The following is a 26,267-nucleotide window of genomic DNA, read 5'->3' as shown; positions in this document are numbered from 1 at the left end:
TCGCGAGGCCGGGCGGTTCGGGACTTTCGTCCCTTCGTGCGGGACCTCCCTCCCTTGCCGCGCGCCCCCCGGCGCCGGGATCGTCGAGGTGCGCGACGGCCGGGACGGGCACGGCGGGCCGGCGTGGCGCCTCGGAACGGAGAGGGAACATGAGCGGCACGGGCACGGGCGTGAGGGAGCGGACGGCTCCGCAGGACCGGCTGCGCGAGCACCACAGGCGCTGCCTCCCCGCGCTGAGCAGGCTCAGGCTGGTGGCGAGGAGCGGCCTCGGGACGGGCGTCGACGTGCGGGCCGCCACCGCCGAGGTCATGGCCGAGCTGAGCGCCGCCGAGGCGGTCCTCCTCGACACCATGTCCGAGAGCGTGCGCCGCGAGGCGCTCGCCCACTTCCTGGCGTGCCGCGTCAACCGGCTCACGATCGTGGCCGAGCACGCCGCCGCGACGGCGTCGGCCGGAGACCTCCCCGTCCTGCGGCGCCTGCTCTACCAGTTCCACGCCCTCGCCGAGGCCATGTGGAAGGTGCAGCTGGGGCTGCAGAGGCCCGAGCCGCGCCCCGCGGCCGTGCCCGGCGCGGACCCGCGGCCCCGCCGGACGCCGCAGAGGCGGCCGGTGGCGAGGAGCTGACCGCCCCTGGCGGTTCGTGCACGGACCTTGGTCCTTCCCGGCGCGGGACGTTCCTCTCTACGCCTCGGCGGGCCGGCGACCGAAGGTGGGTCTAGGACATGCCCGGCCCGCACCGGGGCCGCCGGGCGCTCGCCTCAGGGGAGGTCGAGATGAACGGTCGGGACATGCCGGTCCACGTGGAGGGCCGGCTGGAGGAGCCGCTGTCGCGGTGGCTGTGGCTGGTGAAGTGGCTGCTGCTGATCCCGCACTACATCGTGCTGTTCTTCCTCGGCATCGCGTTCGCCGTGCTCACCGTGGTCGCGTTCTTCGCGATCCTGGTCACCGGCCGGTACCCGCGGGCGATCTTCGATTTCGACGTCGGGGTGCTGCGCTGGGCGTGGCGGGTGGCCTTCTACGGGTACGGCGCGCTCGGCACCGACCGGTACCCCCCGTTCACGCTCCAGGACGTGCCGGACTACCCGGCCCGGCTGCGGATCGACTACCCCGAGCGGCTCTCGCGGGGGCTGGTGCTGGTGAAGTGGTGGCTGCTGGCGATCCCGCACTACCTGGTGGTCGCGGTCTTCACCGGCGGCGGCTACGGCGGTGACGACTCGAACTGGAACCCGCCCAGCCTGGTCGGCCTCCTGGTGCTCTTCACCGCGATCGCGCTGCTGTTCACCGGCGGCTACCTGCGGGGGGTCTTCGGGTTCGTGATGGGGATGGACCGGTGGGTCCTGCGGGTCGCCGGCTACGCCTTCCTGATGACCGACCGGTACCCCCCGTTCCGGCTCGACATGGGCGGTTCCGAGCCCGGTTCCGAGCCGGTGCCCGCGGCGCCGGGCGCGCCGGGACGTTAGACCCGTCCGGCGGGACGTTAGGCCCTGCCGCCGCCCCGCCGCCGGATCCGACCCTGGTAGCGAACCTGAGGACGGACGAGGGAGGCTCGCCATGCGAGCGCTGGTGTACCACGGGCCCGGGCGCAAGTCCTGGGAGGACGTGCCGAAGCCGGAGATCGTCGAGGACGGCGACGCGGTGGTGCGGGTGGACGCGGTGACCATCTGCGGCACGGATCTGCACATCCTGAAGGGGGACGTTCCCGCGGTCACCGACGGGCGCGTCCTCGGGCACGAGGCGGTCGGCACGATCGAGGCCGTCGGGCCGGGCGTGAAGACGGTCAAGCCGGGCGACCAGGTGCTCGTCTCCTGCATCACCGCGTGCGGCACGTGCCGGTTCTGCCGCGAGGGCCGCTACGGGCAGTGCCTCGGCGGGGGCGGCTGGATCCTCGGCCACAAGATCGACGGGACGCAGGCCGAGTACGTGCGGGTGCCGTTCGCCGACACCTCGGTGCACCCCCTGCCGCCCGGGGTGCCCCCGCAGGACGTGCTGATGCTGGCCGACATCCTGCCGACCGGCTACGAGGTCGGCGTGCTCAACGGAACCGTCCGCCCCGGCGACGTCGTGGCGGTCGTGGGCGCCGGCCCGATCGGCCTCGCGGCGATCATGGGGGCGCGGCTGTTCAGCCCGAGCCACATCGTCGCGATCGACCTGGCGGACAGCAGGCTGGAGGCGGCCAAGCAGTTCGGCGCCGACAGCACGCTCAACAACTCCCGGCAGGACGCCCTGGCCGCCGTGCGCGAGATGACCGGCGGCCTCGGCGCGGACGTGACCATCGAGGCCGTCGGGGTTCCCGAGGCGTTCGAGCTGGCCGTCGCGCTGGCCCGGCCGGGCGGCCACATCGCCAACATCGGCGTGCACGGCGCACCCGCGGCGCTGCACCTGGAAGAGCAGTGGATCCGGGACGTCACCATCACCACGGGCCTGGTGGACACCTTCTCCACGCCCACCCTGCTCCGCCTCGTCGCCGGACGCCAGCTCGACGCCGGACGGTTCGTCACCCACCACTTCACGCTGGACGAGTTCCCGAAGGCCTACGAGGTCTTCGGTGACGCCGCCCACACCGGCGCCCTCAAAGTCGTCCTGACCCGCTGATCACCGTCCCGCCGCCGGCCGGGGGCCGCGCCGCCCGGCCGGCGGCGGAACGGCTCCGAAAGGAATGACCATGCCGACTCGGATCATCGTGGGGATCGACGGCTCCGCCCACGCCTGGCAGGCCCTCGACTGGGCCTCCGACTACGCCGTCCGGCACCGGATGCCGCTGGAGCTCGTCCACGGATCCCGCGCGCTGGTGGACGACGGGACGATCCCGAAGGACGCGCTGCGCCGGCTGGCCGCCGAGCGGGAGGACCTGCTCGGCGAGGCGCGGCTGTACACGCTGAAGGTGCACCCGGACCTCGACATCGCGACGCGGCTGGTCCGGACGGATCCGGGAAGCGCGCTGGTGGAGGGCAGCGGGGACGCGGCGCTCGTGGCCGTGGGGTCGCGCGGCCTCGGCGGGTTCGAGGGGCTGCTGTTCGGGTCGGTCGGCCTGTACACCGCCGCGCACGCCCGGTGCCCGGTCCTGGTGGTGCCGCGCGCGGCGCCCTACCCCGCCGACGCCCCCGCCATGGTCGTGGTCGGGATCGAAGGGCGGCCCGGGGAGCGCGCGGTGCTCGGCTGGGCCTTCGAGGAGGCCTCCTCGCGCGGCGCGGGGATCCTGGCGCTGCACGCCGTGGGCGGGGAGTTCGGGTCCCCGCGCCGGCGGGTGCTCGAGGACCTGGAGCTGTCGGAGGCCCTCGCCGGCCTGCGCGAGCGGTATCCGGACGTCCGGGTCGAGCAGCTCGTCTCCGATCGCACGGCGCCCCAGGCCCTGGTCGAGGCGTCGCGGTCCGCCGCCCTCGTGGCGGTCGGGGCCGCCCGCCGGACGGGGCGGATCGGCATGGCGCTGGGCCGGGTCAATCACGCGGTCCTGCACCACTCGCAGTGCCCGGTGGCCGTGGTGCCCATCGACCAGTGACCGGGGCCGCCCCGGCGGGACGTCCGCCCGGGCAGGGACCGAAAGAGGAGTTGACCATGTCCGATCCGATCATCGTCGGAGCCGACGGCTCCGTCCCGTCCGAACGGGCCGTGGCCTGGGCCGCCGACGAGGCCGCCCGGTACGGGCGCGAACTGAAGATCCTGCACGCGGTGGAGAGGTGGGCCTACGACGTGCCGCTCAACACCGCCCCCGGCGAGGCGGTCTTCCTGTCGCGGGAGGGCGAGGAGGTGCTGGCCGCAGCCGAGCGCGTCGCGCACGCCCGGCGGCCGGAGGTGCCGGTGCTCCTGGAACTGGCCTCCGCGAGCACCGTCCGGACGCTGGCCGAGCACTCGGAGGAGGCGTTCGAGCTCGTGGTGGGCCACCGCGGTCTCGGCGGCTTCGCGGGCCTCGTCCTCGGGTCGGTGGGGCTGGGCGCCGTCCGCCACGCCGCCTGCCCGGTCGTGGTCGTGCGGGGCGAACCGTCCACCGAGCGCCGTGAGATCGCCGTGGGGATCGGCCTCGGCGACGACTCCGCCGCTCTGGAGTACGCGTTCCGGGCAGCCGCGGTGCGGGAGGCCCGGCTCCGCGTCGTGCACGCGTGGCCCTTCCCGGCGGCCCTGGACGAGCCCGGAGCGGCCGTCGACATCCGCCGCGTCGAGGAGCGCGCCCGGTGGCGCGTCATCGAGGCCCACGCGCCGATGCGCAAGCGCTTCCCGGGCGTGGACGTCGTGGAGGACATCGTCCAGGACAACCCCGCCGCCGCCCTTGTCGCCGCGTCCCGCGACGTCGACCTGGTGATCGCCGGTTCGCATCCCCGCGAGGGCCTGACCGTCCCGCGCAGCCGCGCGGTGACGCACGGGCTGCTGCACCACGCGCACTGCCCGGTCGCCGTCGTCCCAGCCGCGGGCGCCGCCGCGCCGTGACAGGGACCGCGCCGTGACAGGGACCGGACAGGGTGAACGCCGCATGACGAAAGGCCCGGCGACCGCCGGGCCTTTCGTCATGGATGCTCGGCGCCGGGGGCGGGTGGCCGCCTCCGCCGCCGGCGTTCACGCCGCGGTCTCGCACTCGCCGGCCACGGCGGCTCCGACGCGCAGGCCGGTGACCCGCTGGCAGGACACGCGGATGAACTCCGCGTCCGTCCCGGCCGTCCAGGGGCGGAGGGCCTCGTGGGCGCCGTCTCCGGGATCGCGGACGACCCGCGCCCGGCCGATGGCGGTGACCGACCAGCCGGTGCGGCGGGAGGCGTCCAGGTCGTCGGCCTGGAAGGCCACGATCGCGCCGCGCGTCGCGGCGACCAGCCGGGAGCCGCGCGGCACGGGGATCACCACGTCCCCGCCGTCGAGGACGAAGCCGACCGGCGCCACCGCGGGGAGCGCCTGCTCGGTGAAGACGATCCGGCCGACCGTGGCGGTGCCCATGAGGCGCATGCACTCCGCTCGCGTGAGGCCCGCCGCCTCGTCCGCGCTGCTCATGACTTCCTCCTTCATGACTCCATCCTCGCCGCCGCCCGCGACGGGCGGCAGAGGGCCAAGGTCACTCGGCCGGACGCCGTCGGTCCCCTCCCGGCAGGGCCCTTCGCACCCGGCTCAGCCGGCCGCCGGCGGCGGCCTGCCCGCCAGCAGCGGGCTCTCCCAGGAGGCGCCGGGCTGGATCTCGACGTCCTCGGAGCCGTAGGAGACGCGGATGGGGGAGGCCGCGCCGGGCCGGAGGGCGACGCGGATCAGGTCCTGGCGGCAGGTCAGGTCGATGCCCCAGTGGCCGCGGTAGCGGAGCCCGAGCCGCAGTTCGCCGATCGCGGAGGGCAGGCGCGGCTCCAGCCGCAGCGAGCCGCCCCGGGTGCGGATCCCGGCGTGGCACCGCTGGACGAGGTCGACGGTGCCGGCCATCGCGCCCAGGTGGACGCCCTCGGCGATGGTGCCGCGCGGGCCGCCGTTGATGTCGGCGAACAGCGACTCGAGGAAGACGTCCCAGGCCGCGTCCCCGTCGGTGTGCGCGAGGATCCAGGCGTGGACGAGCGAGCTCAGCGTCGAGCCGTCGCAGGTGCGCGGCAGGTAGTAGGCGATCGTCCTCGCCGCCAGCTCGGGCCCGTGCTCGTACCCGAGGTGCCGCAGGACGGCGTCCAGCTCGCCGGGCGCGAGCACGTAGAAGAGCATGAGCACGTCGGCCTGCTTCGACGCCTTGTAGCGGTTGGGGGAGTCGTCCTCGGCCTCCAGGATCCGGTCCAGCCTGCGGATGTCGCCGTAGCGCTCCCGGTAGCGGGCCCAGTCCAGCTCCTCCAGGTCGGCGTAGCCCTCGAACTGGCTGATCACGCCGGAGTGGAACGGGACGTACATCTTGCGCGCAACGTCCTCGAACCGGGTGATCTCCTCGCGGGTCAGCGCGAGCCGCTCGCGCAGCTCACCGCGGCGGTCCTCGGGGAGCGAGGCGAGCGCCTCCAGCGCCCGCTCCAGCAGCCAGGCGGCGAGGACGTTGGTGTAGGCGTTGTTGTCCAGGCCCGGCCGGTCGCGTCCCGGATAGGCGTCGTGGTACTCGTCCGGGCCCATGACCCCGCGGATCACGTACCGGTCGGTGGAGTGGTCGTAGACGGTCAGGTCCGCGAAGAACCGGGCGACCTCCAGCATGATCTCGGCGCCGTACTCGGCCAGGAACTCGGCGTCGCCGGTCGCCTCGTAGAAGCGCCAGACGTTGAGGGCGATGGTCAGCCCGACATGCCGCTGCAGGCGCGTGTGGTCGGGCAGCCACCGGCCCGACCGCGGGTTGAGGTGGACGAGCTGGGTCTCCTCGCGCCCGTCGGCGGCGCTCTGCCACGGGTACATGGCGCCGCGGTGCCCGGCGGCCGCCGCCGCGCGCCGGGCCGCGGGCAGCCGCCGCCACCGGTACAGCAGCAGCGCGCGGGCGATCTCGGGGAACCGCATGGTCAGGAACGGGAGGATGAACACCTCGTCCCAGAAGACGTGGCCGCGGTAGGCCTCGCCGTGCAGGCCGCGGGCGGGGACCCCGACGTCGAGGTCCACGATGTGCTCCGACACGGTCTGGAGCAGGTGGAAGGTGTGCAGGTTGAGGATCCGCTGGACCTCGATGGGGTCGACGCTCAGCTGGCAGCGCCGCCACAGCCGGTTCCACGCCAGGGTGTGCCGCTCCAGCAGGGCGTCGAAGCCGCCCGCTCCCGCCGCGGCCTCCAGCGCCGCCTCACCGCACTCCTCGATGGCGCGGTCGCGGGAGGTGTAGACGGCCGCGACCTTCTCGATCGTGACGTGCGCGCCCCGCTCGGCGTCGACGGTCAGGTCGCAGGCGACCCGCCCGGCCTCGGCGAGCCGGGACGCCTCGGCCGGTACCGACGCGCGGGTGCGGGCCGCGACCCCGACGCCGATCTTCGAGGAGAGGGTCGTGGCGCGCAGCAGGAGCGGTTCCGTATCGCGTCCCGGCGCCGGGTCCTCGCGGGTGAGGTGGATTCCCGGCAGGTTCCGGTACCGCTCGACGCCGGCGTTGGCGACCCGTCCGTCCAGCCCGGACCGGATGTGCAGCGTGCCGCTCCAGTCCTCGGCGACGATCGTGGTCTCCAGCGCGGCCAGGTGGGGCTCGTCCATGGACACGATCCGGCGCTGGGCCAGGCGGAACGTCCGCCCCGCACGGTCGCGCACGTGGACGAGCCGCGTGAGGACGCCGCGCCGCAGGTCGAGCTCCTGCCGGTAGGACAGGAGCCGGCCCTCGTCGAGGGCGGCGTCGGGGTCGAACCACTCGCCGTCCTCCGCGCGGAAGGTCAGCGGCAGCCAGTTCGGCATGTTGACGAGATCGGCGTTGTCGGCGTGCAGCCCGCCGACCTCGGTCTGGAGCCGGTCGTAGCAACCGGCGACGTAGGTGCCGGGATAGTGGACGCCGTCGGCCGACGACTCCGGCGCGGCGCCCCGGGTGGCGACATAGCCGTTGCCGAGGGTGCACAGGGCCTCCCGCAGCCCCTCCGCCGCGGGATCGTAACCGTCGTACGCCAGGATCCACCGGGTCATGGCGTCTCCTCACACCGTCGTCAAGGCCCCTGCGGTGGGCCTTCCCTCCGACGCTGCCCGCATCCCCCCGCCGTACGGCAGTACCGGAGGACCCGGCGCGGCGGGACCTTCGCCCCTCCCCGGGGGTGGTCGACCGTCGAAAACTGAAGTCGAGACCGTCGTTCGAGGAAGGGGGCCGGACGGATGGCCGCGCTGACGAGGGCCCAGAGGTCGAACGTCCTGTTCGGCTACGACGGGACCAAGGAGAACGACCCCGCGCTGCGCTGGGCGGTCGAGGAGGCGCGGCTGCGCGGGCTCGACCTGGTGCTGTGCTACTGCTGGCACTGGCCGTACCCGAGCGGACACGCCGACCCCGGAGTGCAGGCGGTCTTCCAGCGGGCGGGCGAGAACCTCCTGCGCAAGGGGGCGCGCCGGGCCCGCGACCTGGGAGCGCAGGGGAAGGTGCGCACGCTGCTGAGGCGCGAGCCCGCCTGCGAGACCCTCGTGCACGAGTCCGACGACGCGGAGCTGATCGTGGTCGGCTCGCACGAGCGTCACCGGCTGCCCGACGGATCGACGGCGATGGAGCTGCCCGCCCGGACCCGCCGCCCCGTGGTGGCCGTCCGCGACACGGGCGGCGACCGCGGCCTCGTCGTGGCCGGCGTCGACGCCTCGGCGCACGCGGACGCGACGGTGGGCTTCGCCATCGAGGAGGCCGCGCTGCGCGACTGCGGGCTGCGCGTCGTCCACGGGGCATGGGAGCCGGGCGCCGTCCCCGAGAGCGACCTCTCCCTGTTCACGGACAAGGCCAGGCTCTACCAGGCGCGGGCGGCGATGCTGGAGAAGACCGTCCATCCCTGGCGGCGGCGGTACCCGAAGGTGCGCGTGGACGTCTCGCTGCTGCTGGAGCGCCCTCGTGAGACGCTGCTCGACGCCGCCGCCCACGCCGACCTGCTCGTGGTGGGGGACCGCGGTACCGGGGGCTTGGACCCGCTGCTGCTGGGCGCGACCAGTTCGGCGATGCTGCACCACGCCCCGTGCTCGGTGGCGATCGTCCCGACGCCCCGGTACGCCGCCCGGCGCGCCGCCTGATCAGTCGGGTTCGAGGGCGCTCCGTCCCGGGTGGCGGGACGGCGTCTCGCGCGGCAGCACGGGCTCGATCCGGTACAGGGACGGCATGCCCCCGGAGCGCGCCGGAATGTCGCGGTGCACCCCGGCGAGGGCGCCGATCAGGTCCCGCGCGGTGATGAGGCCGGCCAGGGCGCCGTGCTCGTCCGTCACCGCCGCGTAGTCCCTGTCCGACTCCAGCATGGCCAGCGCGGCGTCGGCGACCGAGGCCGAAGGGCGCACCGTCGGAGCGGGCGTCGCGGGCAGGAGGCCGGTGACGGGGCGGCGGGCGTCGCGGGGAGCGGTGGCGCTCCAGGCCGAGGTGAGCGTCTGGGCGTCGAGGACGCCGAGGAAGCCGCCCTCGACGTCGGTGACCGGCAGGTGGTGGATCTCGGCCCGGCACATCAGCTCCCAGGCCATGATCACGGACTCGTCCGCGGCGATGGTGAGCAGGTCGCGGCTCATCAGCTCGGCGACGGTGCGCTGCTCCAGTGGTGGGCGCGTGGTCATGGGACCTCCTCCTGCGGGCCGGGCGGCGTGCCTCCGCCTCCAGCCTCCTGCGGGGCGGTGCGCTGCGGCAGGGGCGAACGTCCCGTACCGCCGCGCGGCAGGGCCGGACCGGCGCCCCGCTGGAAGAACTTGAGGACCTCGATCACCAGATAGGACACGACGGCGATGAGGGCGATGCGGGCCCAGGCGGCGGCCCCGAGCGGGGCGGAGTGGAACAGGCCGTTCATGAAGGGCGCGTAGGTGTACAGCGCCTGGATGGCGATGAGGGCCAGGACGCTGGCGCCGACCCAGGGGTTGCGGCGGACACCGCGCCACAGCAGCGGGCGGTCCAGCGACAGGCAGTTGAACAGGTAGGTGAGCAGCGTCAGCGCGAAGACGTTGACGACGATCGTCTGCGCGACCCGCGGGTCGGCCCCGTGGGCGCGTTCCCAGTGCTGGAGGCCGAACGCCCCGGCGAGCAGGATCGCCGAGACCGCCAGGACGCGCAGCGTCAGCGCGCGGGTGAGCAGCGGCAGGGACGGGTCGCGGGGCGGGCGGCGCATGATGTGCTCGTCCTTCGGCTCGACCGAGAACGGCAGCCCGAGCACGAGCACCGCGGTCATGTTCAGCCACAGCACCTGGAGGGGCAGGACGGGCAGCGCCGTGCCCGCCACGATCGCGGCGACCAGCACGAGCCCGAGCCCGATGTTGGACGGCAGCGCCCAGACGATGAACTTCACGAGGTTGTCGAAGACGCCGCGCCCCTCCTCGACGGCCTTCTCGATCGAGGCGAAGTCGTCGCCGGTGAGCACCATGTCGGCCGACTCCTTGGCGGCGTCGGTGCCGGCGGCTCCCATGGCGACGCCGATGTCGGCCTGCTTGAGCGCGGGCGCGTCGTTGACGCCGTCCCCGGTCATCGCGATGACGTGCCCGCAATCCTGAAGTATCCGGACGAGCCGGAGCTTCTGCTCGGGGGAGACCCGGGCGAAGACCGTGGTGGCCTGGACGCGTTCGGGGGACACGTCGGCGGTGAGCTCGGCGCCCGTCATCACCTCGCCCTCCAGGCCGACGCCCGCCCCGACGGCGCGGGCGGTGGCGGCGTGGTCACCGGTGATCATCTTGACCTGGACGCCGGCGTCGTGGCAGGTCCGCACGGCCCGGGCGGCGTCCGGGCGGGGCGGGTCGAACATGGCCTGCAGGCCGAGGAAGGTCAGCGGCGGCGCCTCGTCCAGCCCGGGGCCCTCGGCGCGGCCCCGGGCGAAGGCCAGCACGCGCAGCGCCCGGCCGCCGTACTCCTCGGCGCGCGCGGCGACCGCCGCGCGGTCGAGCGGGACGGGCGCGCCGTCCGGGCCGGCGGCGGCCTCGCACAGCTCCAGGATCCGCTCGACGGGGCCCTTCACGTAGACGGTGCCGTCCTGGTGCAGGGTGGCCATGTAGCGGCGCTCGGCGGTGAACGGCAGCGTCGCGACGCGTTCCGGCACGCCGTCGAGGCCGGCCTTCGCGGCGCTGGTCAGCAGGGCGCCCTCGGTCGGGTCCCCGGTGATGTGCCAGCCGTCCCGCCGGTGCAGCTCCGCGTCGTTGCAGCCGAGGCCGGCCAGCAGCGCCTCCCGCAGCGCGGGGTGGCCGGCCGGGTCGACCTCCCGGCCGTCCCGCAGGATCGTGCCGGCGGGCTCGTAGCCGGTGCCCGTGACGGTGTAGTCGCGCCCGCCGGCGGTGACGGCCGTGACGGTCATCTGGTTCTGGGTGAGGGTGCCGGTCTTGTCGGTGCAGATGACGGTGGTGCTGCCGAGCGTCTCGACGGCGGGCAGGCGCCGGACGATGGCGCCGCGGCGGACCATGCGGGAGACACCGAGCGCGAGGGTGATCGTGACGACCGCGGGCAGCCCCTCGGGGATCGCGCCGACCGCGAGCGCGACCGCCGCGGTGAGCATCTCGGTCGCGCCCCGCCCGCGCAGCACGCCGATGAGGAAGGTCAGCGCGGCCAGCGCCAGGATCGCCACCGTCACGATCTTGCTGAAGTGGGTGATCTTGCGGGTGAGGGGCGTCTGGACCCCGCCGGTGCCCTGCACCAGCCGGTTGATGCCGCCGAGCTCGGTGTCCGCCCCGGTCGCCACCACCAGGCCCGCGGCGCTGCCGGCGGTCGCCAGCGTGCCGGAGTAGGCCATGCCGGTGCGGTCGGCGAGGGCGGCCTCGTCCTGCGCCGCGGTGTCCTTGGCGACGGGCACCGACTCTCCGGTGAGCGCCGACTCGTCCACGGCGAACTCGTCGGTGCGCAGGAGCCGCAGGTCGGCCGGGACCTTGTCGCCGGCCTCCAGCCGCACGAGGTCGCCCCGCACCAGGTCGGCCGACGGCGCGCGCTGGGCAGTGCCGTCGCGGACGACCAGGGCCGTCGTCCGCGCCATGGCGGCCAGGGCGCCGAGCGCCTTCTCAGCGCGCGACTCCTGGACGAACCCGACGACGGCGTTCACGACCACCACGCCGAGGATCACCAGCGCGTCCACGTGCTCGCCGAGCAGGCCCGTCACCAGCGCCGACGCCAGCAGCACGTAGATCAGCGGGCTGTTGAACTGCAGCAGGAAGCGCACGACGGGACCGGGCCCGCGCGCGGCGGGCAGCGTGTTGGGCCCGTCCCGCTCCAGCCGACGCGCCGCCTCGGCCGAGGCCAGCCCGTCGGAGGCGTCACCGCCGAACTCGCGCACGACGTCGTCGGCGGGCCTCCGGTAGGGCGCCGCGGTCGCGGTCATCGCGGCCCGCGGCCGCGGCCGCCGGGTCGGGGGGCCGGGCGGCCGTAGCGGATGTTCATCGTCGCACCTCCTGGCACCCCAAGCCTGGCGGACCGCGGCGCCGTTGTTGAGGGCCGAAGGTCCCGGCCCGCGCGGACCCACGACTCTGACCACCGCGCCCCCGCGGTTGTGAGGCTGGGGGATCTGGAGGTGGAAGACGATGGACGGACCACATGTCCTGGTCGGGTTCGACGGTTCGCCCGCGGCCGGGCGCGCCCTGCGCTGGGCGGCCGAGGAGGCGTCCCTGCGCGGCCTTCCCCTGCGGGTCTGCCACGCCTGGAACTGGCCCTATCCGCCGGGCCCGCGTGGGGACGAGGCGCTGGAGATCGTCCGCGGCATGGCGGTCATCACCTTGGAGGACGGCGTCCGCACCGCCCGGGAGGCCGCCCCGGACCTGGACGTGCGGCCGCTGCTGTCCAAGGGAACGCCGTCGGCCGCGCTCCTGGAGGCGTCGGGGGACGCCGAACTGATCGTGATCGGCGCCCGCGGGGCGGGCGGTTTCGACCGGCTGCCGCTCGGCTCCACGGCCGTCCACGTTCCCGCTCACTCCGATCGTCCCGTCGTCGTGGTGCCCTCCCGCGAACCGGGCCGGGTCGACAAGCGGATCGTCGTCGGCGTCGACGGGTCGCCCGCCAGCCGGGCCGCGCTCGGGTTCGCCCTGCGCGAGGCGGCACTGCGGAACGCCTCGGTGACGCTGGTGTGCGCGTGGTGGGATCCCGCCGTGCTCCCGGGCCCGGACCGCCTGCCGTTCACCGATCCGCAGGCGGTCAAGGAGGAGGGCAAGGCGCGGTTCGCCGCCGCAGTCGCGCCCGTCCTGGCCGCGCACCCCGAGGTCGGGGTCGAGCAGCGGTTCGTCCTGGAGCGCGCCGGGCGCGCCCTCGCCGACAACGCCCGGGACGCGATGCTGCTGGTCGTCGGCGACCGCGGGATCGGATCGTCCCCCAGGACCACGCTCGGCGCCGTCACGCGGTCCGTGCTGCACGAGGCGCCGAGTCCGGTCGCGGTCGTCCACGACCGCGACGAGCACGTGAAGGAGCCGTCATGATCCGAGTACTGGTGGCGTACGCCTCCGAGCGCGGAGGAACCGCCGAGATCGCCGAATGGGTCGGCGCCGCCCTGCGCGAGTCGGGCGTGGAGGCCGACGTGCGCCCCGCCGGAGAGGTCGAGGCGCTCGACGGGTACGACGCCGCCGTCGTCGGCGGGGCCCTGTACGTCGGGCGCTGGCACCGGGAGGCGCGCCGCTTCGTCCGGCACCACGCCGACGAGCTGGCGCACCGGCCGGTGTGGCTGTTCAGCAGCGGTCCGCTGGACGACAGCGCGCGCGAGCGCACGCTCGACCCCGTGTCCGGCGTCGCCAAGTTCGCCCGCCGCCTCCATGCGCGGGGCCACGCCACCTTCGGAGGGAGGCTGGCTCCCGACGCCGAGGGCTTCATGGCCGCTAAGGTCGCCCGGACCGCGTCCGGGGACTTCCGCGACCGCGACCGCGTCGCCGACTGGGCCGCCGGCATCGCCCGCGACCTGCGGAGCGTGCCGGCATGAACAGGATCGTCGTCGGGGATGACGGGTCGGAACCGAGCCTGCTCGCGGTCGACTGGGCCGCTGACGAGGCCGCCCGCAGGGGTGCCTCGCTGCACGTGGTGTACGTGGTCACGCCGTGGCTGTTCGACGTTCCGACGGACCCGGGCGCGGCTCAGGTCCGGGAGCAGCTGCTGGACGGCGGAAGGGACATCGTCGAGCTCGGCGTGGAGCGGGCCCGCGGGCGCGTTCCGGGGCTCGAGGTGACCGGCGAGCAGACCGGCGGGCAGCCCGCCAAGGTGCTCGTCGAGCGGGGGCGCGACGCGCTGATGGTCGTGACCGGCTCGCGGGGGTCGGGCGGTCTCTCGGGCCTGCTGCTGGGATCGGTGGCGATGCAGGTCGCGACGCACGCCACCTGCCCCGTGGTGGTCACCAGGGCCCCGAGCGCGGATGCCCGGGGAGACGTCGTGGTCGGTGTGGACGGTTCCCCGGCGGGGGCGGGCGCCATCGGGTTCGCCTTCGAGGAGGCGGCCCTTCGCGGGGCGCGGCTGCGGGCCGTGGCGGCCTGGTCGCACCCGGTGCCCTCGGGCCGCGGCGACATGCAGCCTCTGGTCTACGACCACGCCCTCGTGGCCGCCGAGGAGGAGCGGGTCCTGTCGGAGTCGCTCGCCGGATGGTGGGCGAAGTACCCCGACGTCGACCTGGTGTCCGAAGCCGTCCACGGCGGGGCCGCCCGGGTCCTCGCGGGGGCGTCGGTCAACGCCGGCCTGCTGGTCGTCGGCTCGCGCGGACACGGGGGCTTCGCCGGGCTCCTGCTGGGGTCCGTCGGCCACGCGATGCTGCTGCGCGCGCACTGCCCGGTCGCCATCGTCCGCGGGCGGGGGTGAGGTTCGCCGGGGTGCCTGGCCCGACCGCCCCCCCAGGGATCGGCCGGGCCAGGGTCTCAACCGCGCCCCTCCCTCGTGGAATGGGCGCCGTCGGCCTTGAGCTGCGCGGCCAGCGCCGCGGCCTGGGTCCGGCGGCTCATGCCGAGCTTGGCGAAGATGTTGGAGATGTAGTTCTTGACCGTCTTCTCGGCCAGGAAGAGGCGCTCGCCGATCTGCCGGTTGGTCAGCCCCTCGCCGATGAGCTCGAGGATGTGCCGCTCCTGCTCGGTCAGGCCCTTGAGCGGGTCGCTCTTCTCCTGGCGGGTGCGGAGCCGTTCGAGCATGCGGGCCGTGCTGCGCGGGTCGAGCAGGGACTGCCCGGTGGCGACGGTGCGGACGGCGCCGACCAGGTCCGAGCCGTGGATCTGCTTGAGGACGTACCCGGACGCGCCCGCCATGACCGCTTCGAACAGGGCGTCGTCGTCGTCGAAGGAGGTCAGCATCAGGCAGGCCAGCTCCGGCAGCTGGGAGCGGAGCTCGCGGCAGACGCTCACGCCGTCCCCGTCGGGCAGGCGGACGTCCAGGACGGCCACGTCGGGCCGGACGGCCGGGATCCGCGCCAGGGCCTCGGCGGCGGTGCCGGCCTCGCCGATGACCTCGATGTCGTCCTCGGCGGACAGCAGCGCGGCCACGCCGCGGCGGACGACCTCGTGGTCGTCCATCAGAAAGACCCGGATCGTCCCCGCGTGCTCTGGCGTCTCGGCGGTCATGGCTCTCGTTTCCTCGGTGCAGTGGTGACGGAATGGACGCTACCCCGCCGAGGGGCCGCTCCCCAGCCAGCGTTCGTCCCCCGGCCGCGGGACGAACGTCCCGAGCCGGCGCGCGTCCCCGCGCCCCTTCGGGACGGACCTTCGGCCCTGCCGCAGGGCAGGGGGCGCGGGCGAGGCTGAAAGGTGACGGAAGGAGCGATCCATGCAGACCAGGTACAGGACCGCCGCGGACATGGGCGAGGACATGCGGCGTGCCGTCGAGGACGCCCTGTGGGCGCCGTCGGTGCACAACACCCAGCCGTGGCGGTTCGGCGTGCGCGGCTCGCGGATCAGCCTGCGGGCCGACCCGGACCGCCGGCTGGGCGTCGCCGACCCGAAGGGCCGCGAGATGCTCATCAGCTGCGGCGCCGCCCTCTACAACCTCAGGCTGTCGCTGCGCGCGCAGGGCTACGACCCCGTCCTGCGGCTGCTGCCCGACCCGGACCGCCCGCACCTGCTCGCCGACGTCCATCTGGAGCCCGACGAGGAGCCGGACCAGCAGACCCTGCGCGAGCACGCGCAGATCCGCCGCCGGCGCAGCCACCGGGGCGCGTTCCGCCCCGAGACCGTCTCCGCCGGGGTCCTCACGGCCATGCGGTACGACGTCGAGCGCGAGGGCGCCCGGCTGATCGAGGCCGTCGACTCGCACGTCAAGGGGGCCCTGGCCGCCCTGACCGACGCGGCCGAGCACCTCCAGCGCCGCACCCCCGCCTACGCGGCGGAGATCGGCCGCTGGGCGCCGTCGCCCCGGACGGCCCGCAAGGACGGCATGCAGGAGGGCGCCTACCCCAGGCAGGCGCCTGAGACCAGTCCTAACTTCCCGGCCCGCGACTTCGCGCGCGGCCAGGGCTGGGGGACCGAGCCCGCGCAGGGCGAGGCGCAGCGCGAGGGACAGGGCGTGGCTGGGGTGGCGCTGCTCCTGGTCTCCGACGGCGACGGCCCGGCCGACTGGGTGCGAACGGGCCAGGCGCTCCAGCGGGCGCTGCTGAGGGCGGCGGAGGGCGACCTGGCGGCCGCCTTCCACACCCAGGCGCTCGAGGTGCCGGAACTGCGCGCCTTCATCCGCGCCCACTTCTGCAGGGACGCCTACCCGCAGATGCTCCTGCGCATCGGCGCGCCCGAGGGGGAGGGGCTGGACACCGTGCGCCGGCCCATCGACGACGTCATGATCGTGGAGCCCTGAGCGGCACGCGGTCCGGGATCCGGCGGCCGGTGATGAGCCGGGGGCGGACGACGATGAACTGGTCGCGCTCGCCGGGCGCCCAGCTGCGCAGGGGGAGCGTGGAGAGCCGGGCGATCTCGGCGGGCTCGGTGACGCGGCGCGCGGGCCCGACCGTGACCACCGACCAGCCCGTGCCGGCCTCCGCGTCGATGTCGTCGATCTCGAAGGCGACGATCGTGTCGGAGGCGGCCGTCGCGAGGCGCGAGGCCGAGGACGTCTTCACCACGATGAGCTCGCCGTCGAAGACGAAGTTGACCGGCTGTACGGTGGGCAGCGCCTGGAGGGTGAACACGATCCGGCCGATCGTCGACCGGCGGAGCAGTGACCGGCATTCCCCGTCGTCGAGGATCTCCATGCCGCTGTGGTCGAGGTGCATGCCCCCCAGGGTGGCGCATCGGTGACCAAGGTCATCAGGGACGAAGGTCCCTGACCTGACTTCTCGTCGCGGGCAGGGTAATACTGGACCTGTGGCACACGATTCGGGCGCTGGCCAGGACCGGGCACGACTGATTCTGCCGCAGTTGCAGCTCGACGACCTGCTGTCGGAGCTGCAATCGCGGCTGGAGGCGGCGCGCTCGACACGCGACCGCGTGCACGCGCTGCTGGAGGCCGTGGTCTCGATCGGCAGCGAACTCGACCTCGAGTCGGTGCTGCGCCGGATCACCGAGGCGGCCACCACGCTCGTCGACGCCCGCTACGGCGCCCTCGGCGTCATCAGCGAGGAGGGCGAGCACCTGGTGCAGTTCGTCACCGTGGGCGTGAGCGAGGAGGAGATCGAGGCGATCGGCCACTGGCCGCACGGGCACGGGATTCTCGGCCTGCTGATCCGGGACCCGCGGTCGCTGCGGCTGCCGGACCTGGGCGAGCACCCCGCCTCGAGCGGCTTCCCGGCCAACCACCCGCCGATGCGCACGTTCCTCGGCGTCCCGATCCGCGTGCGGGACGAGGTCTTCGGCAACCTCTACCTGACCGAGAAGGCCGGCGGCGGCCAGTTCGAGGAGGAGGACGAGGTCGTGGTGATCGCGCTGGCCACGGCCGCCGGCGTCGCGATCGAGAACGCCCGCCTGTACCAGGAGACGCGCCGCCGCGAGCGGTGGCTGGAGGCGTCCGCGGAGGTCTCCACCGCGCTGCTGTCGGGCACCGACCCGCACGAGGTGACCACGCTGGTGGCGCAGCGCGCGCAGGAGATCGCGGAGGCCGACCTCGCTGCCGTGGCGCTGGTGGAGGACGGTGGCGAGCACTTCGTGGTCGAGGCCGTCCGCGGCGCGGGCGCCGAGCAGTTGCAGGGGCTGCGGGTGCCGCTGGAGCACTCGGTCGCCGGGCCGGTGTTCACCGAGGGGGCGGCCCTGCGGCTGGCCAACGGGGAGAAGGCGGCGCGTGAGGCGAGCGTGCCCACGCGGGTGCCGATCGGTCCGCTGCTGGTCGTGCCGCTGGGGCTCGGCTCCGCGGCGCGCGGGGTCATCTCGGTGGTCAACCCGCCCGGCGGGGCGCTGTTCTCGGAGGGGACCCAGCGGCTGCTGGAGGCGTTCGCGGGCCAGGCGGCGGTGGCGCTTGAGCTGGCCGAGCGCCGCCGGGACGCCGAGCGGCTGACGCTGCTGGAGGACCGCGACCGGATCGCCAAGGACCTGCACGACACCGTCATCCAGCGCCTGTTCGCGACCGCGATGGGGCTGATGGCCGCGATCAAGATCACGCAGAAGCGGGAGGTCGCCGTCCGGGTGCAGCGGGCGGTGGACGACCTCGACGACACGATCCGGCAGATCCGCTCGTCCATCTTCGCGCTGCAGGGCCCCGAGACCGACGAGGCGTCGCTGCGGAGCCGGGTCCACGCGCTGGCCGACAGGGCGGCGGAGCACCTGGGGTTCGCCCCCTCGGTGCGGCTGGACGGGCTGCTGGACACCTCGGTCGACGAGGAGATCGGCGAGCAGCTCCTGGCCGTGGTCCGGGAGGCCCTCTCGAACGTCGCCCGGCACGCCCAGGCCACCGCGGCCGCCCTGAACATCGACGTCGGGGACGAGGTCACGGTGCGGGTGGAGGACGACGGCGTCGGCATCACCGAAGGCGGCCGCCGCAGCGGGCTCCGCAACATGCAGGCCCGCGCCGAGGGGCTGGGCGGGACGTGCATCGCCGAGCGGCGCCCGGAGGGCGGCACGGTGCTGTGCTGGCGCGTCCCGCTCAAGGCCGACTGAGAGCGTCCGCGGCTCACGGGCCGATGCGGTGGTTGTCGAGGCGTGCCCAGTCGGCGTCCCACATCCGGTAGCGGAGCCGGTCGCACCGCGCCCGGACGAACCAGTAGAGGCAGAGCGCGGGCAGGCCCGTGGCGAGGACGACCCCCGTCCCGTTCACCGCGGAGTGGATGACCGTCTGCGCGTGCCGGCGGGGCGGTGTGATCGAGACGCCGTCGGGACCGGCCCACAGGATGAGGCGCTCCCCGACCCCCGCCCCCCGCCAGGTCGTGTAGTCGTCGGTCCGCCTCGTCCCGTCGGGGTCGGTCCAGGCGACGGTCACCGTGCGCCTGCCCCCGGGATCGCGCACCTTCACGATGGTGGCTTCGACGCGGTGCCGGGTGGCGGCCTGCCGGTGCTCGGCCCGTACGCCCGAGCCGTAGGCGGCCCGGACGGCATGGGCGACCAGCGGCGGGGTCGCACTGAGGAACACCATGAGCAGCAGGAGGCCGATGCGCCACTGGAGGCGGTCCACGCCGCGCCGCAGGTCGTTGCGGTCGAAACCGCAGCTGCGGCGCCGGCGGTCGATGCGTTCCCGCCAGCGGCCCGTCCGTGCTCGCATGGTGGTCGCTCCCATGACGCGGTCCCTTCACCTGCCTTCCATGGCGACGCTACGCATCCGCCCCGGGGCCGCCGCAGAGGCGGAAGCCCCCCGCGCGCGGGACGTCCCGGGTCCTCGGACCTCCGCGTCCGGGGACCTTGGTCCCGCCGAACATGCGCCTAACGGTCCTACAGGCAAAGGCCGCTTCAGGATTTAGTCATAGGTGACGAGATCAACGAAGCGATGGAAGGTGAGAGGCGATGGCACTCTCCGAGCACAAGACCCACGTGGGACGCGAGACCCTCATCCGCGTGGTCACCCCCAAGCCGCTGACCGAATCGCCCGCCGCCCGCTACATGTGGGCCGCCGCCCGCTTCGCGCTCGGCTGGGTCTTCCTCTGGGCGTTCCTGGACAAGACCTTCGGGCTCGGCCACGAGACCCCCGCCGCCAAGGCGTGGATCGACGGCGGCAGCCCCACCGAGGGGTTCCTGAAGCACTCGCCCGCCGGGCCGTTCGCCGACTTCTACCACGACATCGCGGGAGCGGGCTGGGCCGACTGGCTGTTCATGATCGGGCTGGGCGGCATCGGCGCGGCGCTGATCCTCGGCGTGGGCATGCGGATCGCCGCCGGTGCGGGAGCCGCCCTGCTGGTCATGATGTGGTCGGCCGTCCTGCCTCCGGAGAACAACCCCTTCATGGACGACCACCTCGTCTACGCGATCCTGATCATCGGCCTGGCCCTCGTCAGCGCCGGCGACACCCTGGGCCTCGGCCGCTGGTGGGGTGGTACCCCCCTGGTCAAGCGCCTCCCCTTCCTCAAGTGACCTGATCCCCGGCAACGAGGGGCGCTCCCCGAGGAGCGCCCCTCGTACGCGTGTCCCCGCCCTTCCACGCAGCGCAGCGCCTCCCATGCCGCGCTGCGTTTCGCGCTTGGCGGTGGGGGCGTCCGGTACTCGGTCGGTACAAGGAGGATCAGGGGCATGCGGCGCCGCGCGTCAGGCGGAGCGGGGCTCCGGCGAGTCCGCGGGCGGTCCTGCCGGGTGGCGGAGGACCGCGAGGGCCTGCTCGACGGCGTGGGGGAGCTCCCGGCCGGTGTCGACGGCCGTCGATCCGGGCCAGGGCGCGGAGTCGGCGCGCATCGCGGCGGCGATGCCGGGGTCGGCGTCGGAGCTCCCGCGGGGGCGGGTCCGCATGCGTTCGGCGCAGACGGCCTCGGGCGCCTCGCAGCGCAGCGCCGTCAGGTGCGCGTGCTCCTGCTCGGCGACGGAGGCGAGGAGCTCCCGGTGGTCCTCGGAGGTCCAGGAGGCGTCCAGGACGACCGTCTCGCCCATCCGGAGCAGCCGGGCGGCGCGCGCGGCCATCTCCCGGTAGGTGCGCCGGCCCCACTGCGGGGTGTAGATGCCGGAGCCGTAGGGCGCGGCCGCCGAGGCGGCGGGCGCCAGCCCGGCGAGTTCCTTGCGGATCCGGTCGCTGCTGAGCACCGTGCAGCCGAGCCGGTCGGCCAGCGCGCCGGCCAGGGAGGTCTTCCCGGTGCCGGGGAGCCCGCCCACCATGATCAGACCGACGCGCCCGGCGCGCAGGTGGCGCAGCGCGACGCCGGCGTAGGAGCGCGCCTCGGCGGCCGCGTCCGGGGCGCCCTGGCCGTGCCGCAGGCACGCCACCTTGGCGCGGACGAAGGCGCGGTAGGCGACGTAGTGGTGGCGGAGCGAGGACGGGGCGGGGTCGGCGGCGAACTCGGCGTACCAGCGGAAGAACCGCTCGGCGTGCTCGGGGGCGCCCAGGCGTTCGAGGTCCATCGCCAGGAACGCGGCGTCGTCCAGGCCGTCCAGCCAGCGGAGCCGCTCGTCGAACTCCAGGCAGTCGAGGATCCGCGGGCCGTCGTCCAGGCAGAAGATGTCGCCGGCCAGCAGGTCGCCGTGCCCGTCGACCACGCGGCCGTCGGCGATGCGCGCGTCGAACAGGGGCTCGCGGCCGGCGAGGAACTCGTTCGCGAGGTCCTGCGTCTCGGCGGCGGCCCCGGCGGGCAGGACGGTCCCGTGGAAGGGCCTGACCTGGTCGAAGCTGTCGTGCCAGCGGCCCCGGACGGCGTCGCGGGTCTCCTGCGCGGCGATGCGGGGGCCGCGCGGCGCCTTCGCGTGCCAGGCGGCCAGGGTCCGCGCGGTCTCGCGCAGGGCGTCGCGCACCGGCGCGCCGGCCCCGACCAGGGTGGCCAGGCGCCGGTCGGCGGGCATCCGCCGCATCATCACGAGATGGTCGAGGACGCCGCCGTCCGGCCCGCGCACGTCGGCGACGCCGAGGTAGACGTCCGGCGCGAACCGCCGGTTCAGCCTGACCTCCTCGTGGCACGCGCGCTCGCGCAGCTCGCGGGTGCTGAAGTCCAGGAACCCCAGGTCCACCGGCTTCTTGAGCTTGTAGGCGCGGTCCCCGACGAAGAAGACCACGCCTATGTGGGTCTCGGCGACGGCGGCGTCCTGCACGGGCTCACGCCCTCGGATAGGCGGTGGGGCGGGTGTCGTCGTAGTCGTAGCCGAGGTTCTGCACGACGTCCACGACGCCCTCGGTGGCGGCGGTCATCCGCACGATGATCGGGATCAGGCTCTTCCGCTCGACCCGCCCGGTGAGGTGGACGACCCCTTCCAGGACGCGGACGTGCACCTCGGCGGGGTCCTGCCACAGCCTGCTGATCAGGACGTCCTCGATGATCTCGTCGCGGATGGCGGGGTCGGAGCGGTGGAACACCGAGAGCAGGTCCCGGCGGGCCACGATCCCGGCGAGCCTGCCGTCCTTCTTGACGACGGGCACCGCCTTGAACCCGCGGGCGTTCAGCAGCCGGGCGGCCTCGGCGACGGGGGTGTGCGGTTCGACGGTCGCGACCGGCGTGCTCATCAGCCCCCGCGCGTCGAACGCGGCGGCCTTGGCCTGTGCCTGGGGACGCCGCCGCAGCGCGAACCTGCGTGGTTCGGCGCCGCCCCGGTGCTCCTGCTTGCGCAGGAGGTCGGCCTCGGTGACGATGCCGGTGAGCCGGCCGTCGTCGTCCACGACGGGCACCGCGCTGATGCGGCGCTCGGCCAGCGTGTCGGCGATCTCGATGAACGGGGTGTCCTCGGAGACCGTCACGACGTTCCTGGTCATGACGTCCCCGACCGTACGGCGCTTCATGGCTGCCCTCCCGGATTTCCCGCTGGGCCTCAGCGGCTCTCGCCCGCCGCGGCCGTCTGGTCCGCGCAGATCACGACCTCGCAGCGAGCGCGCTCCCGCACGATCGGGACGGTGTCGCCGCCGAGGGGGTTGCCGTGCTCGGAGTGGAGCCGGGCGCCGACCACCAGCAGTTCGGCCCGCTCGGCCGCCTCGACCAGCGCCTCGCCCGGGACCCCGGAGACCACGCGGAGCCTGGTGGTCAGGTGCCGGGACCGGGGGATCTCCCGGGCGGCCAGGCGCCGGAGCGCCAGCCACTGCCTGACGGCGTGGAACGGCCGCCGTACCGGGCTCTCACCGGGCTCCAGCACGCGGACGACGTCCAGGCGCGCGCGGCGTTCGGACGCCTCGCGGGCGGCCCGGCGCAACGCGGCCATGGAGTTGGGGGAACCGTCCACCCCGACGACGACGGAACGCTGTTCGGGCACGACCCACATCGGCGACCTCCTAAGTCACCCTCACTGTCGCGCGCGTGACGGTTTCCGGGTCAGTGCCGAGCGTCCCGCGGGGCCGGGACCTTCGGCCCGAGCCGGGCCCGGCGCGGGCGGGGTCAGCCGGAGGCGCCCGGGTTGAGCACGGCCTGCGCGGCGACGAAGGCCGCGACGGCGAAGACCAGGTAGGCGAACCAGCGCCGCAGGCGGTCGGCGTCCAGGCGCCGGGCGAGGCGGGCGGCGCCGAGCGATCCGGCGACGGCCGCGAGGGTGAACGCCGCGATGACGCCGTAGTCCAGTGCCGCCTCTCCGGCGTGCGCGGCGAAGCCGGCCACCGAGTTGACCACCACGATGACCAGCGAGGTCCCGACCGCGGCGGTCATCGGCAGGCCGAGCCCGACGACCAGGGCCGGGATGATGAGGAACCCGCCGCCGACGCCGAACAGGCCGGTCAGCACGCCGACGGCCGCGCCCGCGCCGATCGACTTGGGCAGGCAGCTGCGCCAGTCGACGCCGCCGCCCGGCAGGGCGCACGCCCCGCCCAGCCGGTCCCGCCCGGCGAGCATCCGCCAGCCGGCCGCCACCATGAGCGCCGCGAAACCGAGCAGGACGGCCTGGTCGGGCAGGAGCCGGTTCAGGGCCGCGCCGCCGAAGGCGGCCGCCGCGCCCGCCGCGCCGAAGACCCCGGCGATCCGCCATCGCACCTGCCCCGCGTGGACGCGGGGGAGCGCGGCCGCGGCGGAGGAGATCCCCACGACCAGCAGCGAGGCGGGGACCGCCGAGGCCAGCGGCAGGCCCGCGCCGTAGACGAGGGCGGGGACGGCGAGGATGGAGCCCCCGCCGCCCAGGAGCCCGAGCAGGACGCCGATGAGGGCGCCGAGTACGAGCGCGGTCAGCATGCCGTCACCTCCTGGGCGGGCGCGGGGGGCGCGTCATGGGCGGTCCGCCGCCAGGGCGTCCAGCACGGCGGACATGTCGCTTTTCGGTCCGCGGTTGTACGGGAGCTTGGCCAGGACCATCCCCATGGCGCAGGTGTTGGACAGGGCGGCGAAGGTGAGGCCGCCGCCGATGCCGGCCGCGACCCACTTGGCGCGCGGGACGACCGTGCTGGCGAGGACCGAGCCGAGCACGATCGAGCCGGCGACCAGGCGGACCTGGCGCTCCAGGTCCCAGCGGGCGCGTCCGGCGGCGACCGGTTCGCCCGCGGCCTGCCAGGCGCCGATGCCGCCGCTCAGGACGCGCAGGTTGGGCAGGCCCGCGGACGCCAGCGCCCGCGAGGCCTGGTCGGCCCGCTGCCCGGAGCGGCAGACGAGCACGACCTGCTCGTCCAGGTGGGCGCGCAGCTCCGCGCGGTGCTCGCGCAGCAGGTCGAGCGGCACGTTGTAGGAGCCGGGGATGTGGCCGGTCTCGAACTCGCCCGGAGTGCGGACGTCGATGAGCCGCGGACCGTCGGCGGACTCCAGGAGCTCGCGCAGGGCGGGGACGTCCACGGTGGAGGCGTGGGGCGGGGTGGTCACGAGGTCTTCTCCCGTGTGTCGTCGGTGGATCGCTGATCGGTGATGGCGAGGCCCGCCGGGGCGGCCTCGGAGTAGTCGTCGTCGATGTGCACGGCCCGGCGCCCGGCCCGCTGGAGCAGGCTGGTGGCCGCCGCGGCCCGGTACCCGGACCCGCAGTGCACCCAGACGGTCCCGTCGGGGACCTCGTCCAGGCGGCCCGGCAGTTCCGGCAGGGGAAGGTGGACGGCGCCCTCGATGTGCCCGTCCCTCCACTCGTTGGTCATGCGCACGTCCAGGACGGCGTCCGGCGCGGGCAGGTGCCGGGGGACGCGGCCGGCCCACGCGGCGGCCAGGTCGCTGAACGTCGCGATGGGCGTGTCCTCCAGCAGGCCGGGGTCGCCCCCGGCCCATTGCTCGGGCGTGCCGGAGGAGGCCGCGGCCGGCCGGTCGACGCCGATGCGCGCCAGCTCCCGCTGGGCGTCTGCGATCTGCTCGGGGCTGTCGCCGAGCAGCGTCAGGGGGGCTCCCCACGGGGCCAGCCAGCCGAGCCACGTCGACATCGCCCCGTCCAGGCCGAAGCTGAGGGTCCCGGCCAGGTGCCGCTGGGCGAAGGCCTTGCGGGAGCGCAGGTCCACGACCCACTCCCCGGCGGCGACGCGGTCGCGCAGCTCGCCCGCGTCGGCGACCCGCGCGGGAGTGAGGTCGATCAGGTCGGCCCCGGCGGCGTTGCGGACGCCCATGTGCGCGTAGTAGGCGGGATAGGCGTCGAGTCCCGCGAGGGTCTCGGTGACGAAGTCGTCGGCTTCCAGCCGCAGCGCCGGATTGGCCCGCCTCTCCTGCCCGATCGTCGAGGAGGCCGCGTCGGACTGGCTCGCCGAGCAGAAGCTCCCGAACCCGTGCGTGGGCCAGACGTTCGCGCCGTCGGGCAGCAGGTCCGCCAGGCGCCGCGCCGAGGCGTGCTGCCGCTCGGCCAGCAGGTGGGCGTGCTCGGCGCCGAGCAGGTCGGTGCGGCCGGTGGTGCCGAACAGCAGCGACCCGCCGGTGAAGACGCCTTCCGGCCCGCCGGGTCCGGACAGGACGTAGGACAGGTGGTGGAAGGTGTGCCCGGCGGTGGCGACGGCGCGGACGCGCAGCGCGTCGGAGACCGTGATCTCGTCGTCGTCTCCGACGCCGGTCCGGTCGAACTCGACGTCCTCGTCGGCCGAGATCAGGTAGGCCGCCCCGGTCGCCCTGGCCAGCGCGAGCCCGCCGGAGACGTAGTCGTTGTGCAGGTGGGTCTCCAGTACGTGCGTGATGCGGACGTCCAGCCGTCCGGCCAGGGCGAGGAAGCGGTCGATGTCGCGCTGCGGGTCGACCACCAGGGCCACGCGGCCGTCGTGGGCCAGGTAGCTGCGGTCGCCCAGGGACGAGGTCTCGACCACCTGGACATGAACCATCTGCATCCACTCCCTACACCCGGCGGGGTATCCATCGCTCGCAACGCGGTCACGGTTCCGGCTCGCGCCCTTCCCGGGGAAGCATACCCCCAGGGGTATGTACCTCGCGGGTGAGTTGCCTCACCCGGGCCGGGACGTCCGGCAGGACCTTCGGCTCTACCTGCGAAGACGCCCCGGACCCGAGACTGGGCCCAAGTCAGGCAACCGCCAGTGGAGGAGGTGGCACCGATGAGCGAGATGCTGGTCGTCCACCGGGAGGACGACGCCTTCGCGGTGATCGTCCGCGATCACGTCATACATGTGGACCAGCCGTACATGGTGGGAGGAATGGACGCCGGGCCGACGCCGGTCGAGCTGTTCGTCGCGTCCCTCGCCGCGTGCACGGCACACTACGCGCGTCGCTACCTCGTGCGACGCTGCCTGCCCGCGAACGGTCTGGAGGTCACGGCCGACTACACGATGAGCCCGGAGGGCCCCGACCGCGTGTCGCGCGTCGAGCTGCGCCTGCGCCCGCCCGTCCGGCTCCCCGACCGCGACGTCGGTGGACTGATGGCGGCCGCCATGGCCTGCACGGTCCACAACTCGATCCTCGACACCCCGCGCATCGGCGTCCGCCTGGAGAGCGAGGTCGCCGCCTGAGAGGCGCCGGAGGTCCCGCCGCCGAGGGCCGT

Annotated in this window: 26 protein-coding genes; 13 read left to right on the top strand and 13 right to left on the bottom strand. The window is 74.6% G+C overall.

Annotation, left to right across the window (positions count from 1 at the left end; all coding sequences use genetic code 11):
- Positions 1-149 precede the first annotated feature (149 nt).
- The 5 genes from FKD65_RS07700 to FKD65_RS07680 all read left to right on the top strand — a co-directional run bounded on the left by FKD65_RS07700 (position 150) and on the right by FKD65_RS07680 (position 4,418).
- Entirely contained in the window at positions 150-623 is a 474-nt protein-coding gene (locus FKD65_RS07700) for a hypothetical protein (protein ID WP_141576815.1), read from the top strand.
- Positions 624-772: 149 nt separating this feature from the next.
- Positions 773-1,459: a DUF4389 domain-containing protein gene (locus FKD65_RS07695; RefSeq protein WP_141576814.1), complete on the top strand. Its 687-nt coding sequence runs from the start codon at positions 773-775 to the stop codon at positions 1,457-1,459.
- 91 nt (positions 1,460-1,550) lie between these two features.
- Complete coding sequence (locus tag FKD65_RS07690; protein ID WP_141576813.1) at positions 1,551-2,591, top strand: zinc-dependent alcohol dehydrogenase family protein; 1,041 nt, start codon at positions 1,551-1,553, stop codon at positions 2,589-2,591.
- 70 nt (positions 2,592-2,661) lie between these two features.
- The gene (locus tag FKD65_RS07685) at positions 2,662-3,495 is read left to right on the top strand and encodes a universal stress protein (protein ID WP_168220976.1); all 834 of its coding nucleotides are present in this window, start codon (positions 2,662-2,664) and stop codon (positions 3,493-3,495) included.
- Positions 3,496-3,551: 56 nt separating this feature from the next.
- Entirely contained in the window at positions 3,552-4,418 is an 867-nt protein-coding gene (locus FKD65_RS07680; protein ID WP_141576811.1) for a universal stress protein, read from the top strand.
- A gap of 126 nt (positions 4,419-4,544) precedes the next feature.
- On the opposite strand, the gene FKD65_RS07675 is transcribed toward FKD65_RS07680, so the two are convergent.
- Positions 4,545-4,970, bottom strand: coding sequence for a pyridoxamine 5'-phosphate oxidase family protein (locus FKD65_RS07675; RefSeq protein ID WP_141576810.1), 426 nt, complete (start codon positions 4,968-4,970; stop codon positions 4,545-4,547).
- A 114-nt stretch (positions 4,971-5,084) separates the two neighbouring features.
- A complete protein-coding gene (locus FKD65_RS07670) occupies positions 5,085-7,502 on the bottom strand; it encodes a glycoside hydrolase family 65 protein (RefSeq protein ID WP_141576809.1) in 2,418 nt (805 codons plus the stop codon).
- 183 nt (positions 7,503-7,685) lie between these two features.
- Between FKD65_RS07670 and FKD65_RS07665 the strand changes: the two genes are divergently transcribed.
- Positions 7,686-8,573, top strand: coding sequence for a universal stress protein (locus tag FKD65_RS07665; protein WP_141576808.1), 888 nt, complete (start codon positions 7,686-7,688; stop codon positions 8,571-8,573).
- Here FKD65_RS07665 and FKD65_RS07660 read toward each other — a convergent pair whose 3' ends face one another.
- The gene (locus FKD65_RS07660; RefSeq protein ID WP_141576807.1) at positions 8,574-9,098 is read right to left on the bottom strand and encodes an HPP family protein; all 525 of its coding nucleotides are present in this window, start codon (positions 9,096-9,098) and stop codon (positions 8,574-8,576) included.
- A complete protein-coding gene (locus FKD65_RS07655; protein ID WP_141576806.1) occupies positions 9,095-11,821 on the bottom strand; it encodes an HAD-IC family P-type ATPase in 2,727 nt (908 codons plus the stop codon). The genes FKD65_RS07660 and FKD65_RS07655 overlap by 4 nt, the downstream gene beginning before the upstream one ends.
- Before the next feature lie 199 nt (positions 11,822-12,020).
- Between FKD65_RS07655 and FKD65_RS07650 the strand changes: the two genes are divergently transcribed.
- The 3 genes from FKD65_RS07650 to FKD65_RS07640 are packed head-to-tail and all read left to right on the top strand — an operon-like array spanning position 12,021 to position 14,262.
- Entirely contained in the window at positions 12,021-12,905 is an 885-nt protein-coding gene (locus FKD65_RS07650) for a universal stress protein (RefSeq protein ID WP_141576805.1), read from the top strand.
- A complete protein-coding gene (locus tag FKD65_RS07645) occupies positions 12,902-13,399 on the top strand; it encodes a flavodoxin domain-containing protein (protein WP_141576804.1) in 498 nt (165 codons plus the stop codon). Before FKD65_RS07650 ends, FKD65_RS07645 begins: the two co-directional genes overlap by 4 nt.
- On the top strand, positions 13,396-14,262 hold the full coding sequence (locus tag FKD65_RS07640; RefSeq protein ID WP_141576803.1) for a universal stress protein: 867 nt from the start codon (positions 13,396-13,398) through the stop codon (positions 14,260-14,262). Before FKD65_RS07645 ends, FKD65_RS07640 begins: the two co-directional genes overlap by 4 nt.
- Positions 14,263-14,318: 56 nt before the next feature.
- On the opposite strand, the gene FKD65_RS07635 is transcribed toward FKD65_RS07640, so the two are convergent.
- Positions 14,319-15,011 carry a response regulator transcription factor gene (locus tag FKD65_RS07635; RefSeq protein WP_141576802.1) on the bottom strand — a complete coding sequence of 231 codons (693 nt, stop codon included), beginning with the start codon at positions 15,009-15,011 and terminating at the stop codon, positions 14,319-14,321.
- Positions 15,012-15,213: 202 nt separating this feature from the next.
- On the opposite strand from FKD65_RS07635, the gene FKD65_RS07630 reads away from it, so the two are divergent.
- Positions 15,214-16,233: a hypothetical protein gene (locus FKD65_RS07630; RefSeq protein WP_240810016.1), complete on the top strand. Its 1,020-nt coding sequence runs from the start codon at positions 15,214-15,216 to the stop codon at positions 16,231-16,233.
- On the opposite strand, the gene FKD65_RS07625 is transcribed toward FKD65_RS07630, so the two are convergent.
- Positions 16,214-16,648 (bottom strand): pyridoxamine 5'-phosphate oxidase family protein, encoded by a 435-nt coding sequence (locus FKD65_RS07625; RefSeq protein WP_141576801.1) that lies wholly within the window; start codon positions 16,646-16,648, stop codon positions 16,214-16,216. The genes FKD65_RS07630 and FKD65_RS07625 overlap by 20 nt on opposite strands.
- A 145-nt stretch (positions 16,649-16,793) precedes the next feature.
- Between FKD65_RS07625 and FKD65_RS07620 the strand changes: the two genes are divergently transcribed.
- Positions 16,794-18,461, top strand: coding sequence for a GAF domain-containing protein (locus tag FKD65_RS07620; protein WP_240810015.1), 1,668 nt, complete (start codon positions 16,794-16,796; stop codon positions 18,459-18,461).
- A 13-nt stretch (positions 18,462-18,474) separates the two neighbouring features.
- On the opposite strand, the gene FKD65_RS07615 is transcribed toward FKD65_RS07620, so the two are convergent.
- Positions 18,475-19,074 carry a hypothetical protein gene (locus FKD65_RS07615; protein WP_141576799.1) on the bottom strand — a complete coding sequence of 200 codons (600 nt, stop codon included), beginning with the start codon at positions 19,072-19,074 and terminating at the stop codon, positions 18,475-18,477.
- 224 nt (positions 19,075-19,298) lie between these two features.
- Between FKD65_RS07615 and FKD65_RS07610 the strand changes: the two genes are divergently transcribed.
- On the top strand, positions 19,299-19,862 hold the full coding sequence (locus FKD65_RS07610) for a DoxX family membrane protein (RefSeq protein WP_141576798.1): 564 nt from the start codon (positions 19,299-19,301) through the stop codon (positions 19,860-19,862).
- A 171-nt stretch (positions 19,863-20,033) separates the two neighbouring features.
- Here FKD65_RS07610 and FKD65_RS07605 read toward each other — a convergent pair whose 3' ends face one another.
- From FKD65_RS07605 to FKD65_RS07580, 6 genes are all read right to left on the bottom strand, one after another.
- Positions 20,034-21,515, bottom strand: a complete 1,482-nt coding sequence (locus FKD65_RS07605; RefSeq protein ID WP_141576797.1) for an AAA family ATPase — start codon at positions 21,513-21,515, stop codon at positions 20,034-20,036.
- A gap of 4 nt (positions 21,516-21,519) precedes the next feature.
- The gene (locus tag FKD65_RS07600) at positions 21,520-22,197 is read right to left on the bottom strand and encodes a CBS domain-containing protein (RefSeq protein WP_141576796.1); all 678 of its coding nucleotides are present in this window, start codon (positions 22,195-22,197) and stop codon (positions 21,520-21,522) included.
- Between the two features lie 29 nt (positions 22,198-22,226).
- Positions 22,227-22,670, bottom strand: a complete 444-nt coding sequence (locus FKD65_RS07595; RefSeq protein ID WP_141576795.1) for a universal stress protein — start codon at positions 22,668-22,670, stop codon at positions 22,227-22,229.
- 113 nt (positions 22,671-22,783) lie between these two features.
- Positions 22,784-23,563, bottom strand: coding sequence for a sulfite exporter TauE/SafE family protein (locus tag FKD65_RS07590; RefSeq protein WP_141576794.1), 780 nt, complete (start codon positions 23,561-23,563; stop codon positions 22,784-22,786).
- A gap of 33 nt (positions 23,564-23,596) precedes the next feature.
- Positions 23,597-24,181 (bottom strand): rhodanese-like domain-containing protein, encoded by a 585-nt coding sequence (locus FKD65_RS07585; protein WP_141576793.1) that lies wholly within the window; start codon positions 24,179-24,181, stop codon positions 23,597-23,599.
- Positions 24,178-25,602, bottom strand: a complete 1,425-nt coding sequence (locus tag FKD65_RS07580) for a rhodanese-like domain-containing protein (RefSeq protein WP_240810014.1) — start codon at positions 25,600-25,602, stop codon at positions 24,178-24,180. The genes FKD65_RS07585 and FKD65_RS07580 overlap by 4 nt, the downstream gene beginning before the upstream one ends.
- A gap of 222 nt (positions 25,603-25,824) precedes the next feature.
- On the opposite strand from FKD65_RS07580, the gene FKD65_RS07575 reads away from it, so the two are divergent.
- A complete protein-coding gene (locus FKD65_RS07575) occupies positions 25,825-26,235 on the top strand; it encodes an OsmC family protein (protein ID WP_141576792.1) in 411 nt (136 codons plus the stop codon).
- Positions 26,236-26,267 lie beyond the last annotated feature (32 nt).

Source organism: Actinomadura sp. WMMA1423, from assembly GCF_006547145.1.
In the GTDB taxonomy this organism is placed as follows: Bacteria; Actinomycetota; Actinomycetes; order Streptosporangiales; family Streptosporangiaceae; genus Spirillospora.
Note: the sequence above shows the minus strand (reverse complement) of the source record. Positions and strands in the feature narration are given on the sequence as shown.